Origin of the sequence: Variovorax sp. WDL1 (genome assembly GCF_001541225.1) — a bacterium.
GTDB lineage: Bacteria > Pseudomonadota > Gammaproteobacteria > Burkholderiales > Burkholderiaceae_C > Variovorax.
This window is the reverse complement of the sequence record NZ_LMTS01000193.1, coordinates 16,380-18,179: the sequence shown is the minus strand read 5'-3', so window position 1 is coordinate 18,179 and position 1,800 is coordinate 16,380. Positions and strand designations below refer to the sequence as shown.

The following is a 1,800-nucleotide window of genomic DNA, read 5'->3' as shown; positions in this document are numbered from 1 at the left end:
ACGCCAAGCGCCTGGACGAGCTGGCCGCCAAGAAAGGCGTATCCAAGTCCAGCATCGTCGCCGCTGCTTTGGCGTCCTGGCTGTCGCCGGACGCAGCAGACCAGCGCGAGGCGGCAGTCGCCAAGCGGCTGGATCGCCTGTCGCGCCAAGCCGAGCGCATGGAGCGCGACCAGAACATCCAGATCGAGACGCTGGCGCTGTTCATTCGCTACTACCTCACGGTCAGCACACCAGTTCCCGAGGCGCACCAAGAGGCTGCCCGCGCCCAGGGCAAGGCGCGCTTCGAGCAGTTCGTTGAACAGTTGGGCCGCCACCTGCTGCGCGGGCGCAGCCTGGTGCGTGACGTGGTGGAGGAACTGCACCCCGATCCGATGCGAATGGAGGACGCGGCGGCAGCCGCGCAAGCGCAGGAGCGTGCGTCATGAGCGCCGTTCCACAGTCCATGAGCGCCACGTCGCTCGACCGCCGCATCCAGATGCTGCGCACGGCGATGGGGCCGCTGATCGCCGCTGCGCTCGAAGACCCGGACGTGGTGGAGGTGATGCTGAATCCCGATCGCACCCTTTGGGTGGATCGGCTTTCCAGTGGGCGCGCGCCGATGGGCGTGGAACTGCCCGAGGCGGACGGCGAGCGAATCATCCGCCTGGTCGCGGCCCACGTCGGCGCAGAAGTCCATCGCGGCCAGCCGCTGCTGTCCGCCGAGTTGCCCGAAACGGGCGAACGCTTCGAGGGCATCTTGCCACCGGCAGCGCCGGGGCCGGCCTTCGCGCTGCGCAAGCGCGCCATCGGCGTGATTCCGCTGGAGCGGTACGTCATCGACGGGATGATGACCAGCGCGCAAGCGGGCTTTCTCGTTCGCGCCGTGCGCGAGCGGCAGAACGTGCTGATCGCCGGCGCCACCAGCAGCGGCAAGACCACGCTCGCCAATGCGTTGCTCGCCGAAATCGCCGCCACCGGCGACCGCGTGCTGGTGCTCGAAGACACGGTGGAACTGCAATGCGCAGCCCGCGACCACGTTCCGCTGCGCACCCGCGCAGGCGTGGTGTCGATGACCGAACTGGTGCGCTCGTCCATGCGCCTGCGGCCTGATCGCGTCGTCGTTGGCGAAGTGCGCGGCGCCGAGGCACTGGATCTGATCAAGGTGTGGGGCACAGGCCATCCGGGCGGTATCGCCACGATCCATGCCGGCTCCGCGCTCGGCGCGCTGCTGCGCCTGGAGCAACTGATTCTCGAAGTGGCGGTGAACCCTCCCCGTGCGCTGATCGCCGAGGCGGTCAACGTAGTGATTCACATCGCCGGACGCGGGCGCAAGCGCCGCATCGAGAACATCGCCCGCGTCGTCGGCTTCGACGGCGTGGGCTACCAATTGGCGGACGCGCTGGAAACGCCGTTTCCCGAGCTGCCGCCACGTCCCGATGCCGCCCCCGCTGCGGCGACTTCCCCATCGCCTGACTCACTTGGAGAACTGCCATGACGCAGATGATCGTTCCTGCTTTCCGTTTTTCTGCAAATCCGGCTTTGCGTCTTGCGCGGCTGCGCTGCCTGGCCCGCCCTGCGGCGCAAGGGCTGCTGCTGGCCGCGCTGCTGTTGTTCCTGGCCGGAACCGCGCAGGCCGCCGGTTCCTCGATGCCGTGGGAAGGCCCGCTGCAATCCATTCTCGAATCCATCCAGGGGCCGGTGGCGCGCATCGTCGCGGTCATCATCATCATCGCCACCGGCCTTGCGCTGGCCTTCGGCGACACCTCCGGCGGATTCCGCAAGCTGATCCAGATCGTCTTCGGCCTGTCCATCGCCTTCGCG

General features: G+C 68.2%; 3 protein-coding genes. All 3 read left to right on the top strand.

Annotation, left to right across the window (positions count from 1 at the left end; all coding sequences use genetic code 11):
- Window positions 1-425: CopG family transcriptional regulator (locus APY03_RS25670; protein ID WP_232324405.1), on the top strand; the 425-nt coding region annotated here is incomplete at its 5' end.
- On the top strand, window positions 422-1,474 hold the full coding sequence (gene trbB, locus APY03_RS25665; RefSeq protein ID WP_005304532.1) for a P-type conjugative transfer ATPase TrbB: 1,053 nt from the start codon (window positions 422-424) through the stop codon (window positions 1,472-1,474). The genes APY03_RS25670 and trbB, both read left to right, overlap by 4 nt.
- A partial coding sequence (locus tag APY03_RS25660) for a TrbC/VirB2 family protein (RefSeq protein ID WP_232324404.1) occupies window positions 1,471-1,800 on the top strand: 330 nt, incomplete at its 3' end. The genes trbB and APY03_RS25660, both read left to right, overlap by 4 nt.

Excerpts from the sequence above, each read along its gene's own strand:
- trbB (WP_005304532.1), top strand. The coding sequence starts at position 422 with ATGAGCGCCGTTCCACAGTCCATGAGCGCCACGTCGCTCGACCGCCGC.